This is a genomic window from Pseudomonas sp. 65/3-MNA-CIBAN-0223 (genome assembly GCF_040310425.1).
In the GTDB taxonomy this organism is placed as follows: domain Bacteria; phylum Pseudomonadota; class Gammaproteobacteria; order Pseudomonadales; family Pseudomonadaceae; genus Aquipseudomonas; species Aquipseudomonas gregormendelii.
Map to the genome: position 1 here is coordinate 1 of NZ_JBEOPV010000261.1, position 251 is coordinate 251.

A 251-nucleotide genomic window follows, 5' to 3' on the forward strand; every position below is an offset into this window, starting at 1 on the left:
TTCCAAGCCCGCTGATACCAGAACGAACAGGACGAAGCCGCCTATGAAAGCCAGCGGTGAGATGTGCGTATCGTCACCGCTCTCGTGAGCCTCGGAGACCATATCTTCGATGGCAGCGACCGTGAGAAGGCCTGCCGTGAACGTCAGTGCCGCTAGCTTAAATGCCTCCGGCTGGTTCCTGAGTACGAAGTAAGCAAAGACGGCTGCCGAGAGCACAGGAATCGCGAAGGAAGCAGAGAGCAGTATCCGCT

The 251-nt window shown here is 57.4% G+C and carries 1 pseudogene; it reads right to left on the minus strand.

The annotated features are described in order from the left end of the window. Positions 1-251 (minus strand): annotated as a pseudogene (locus AAEZ09_RS28805) (ZIP family metal transporter); the annotation flags it as partial.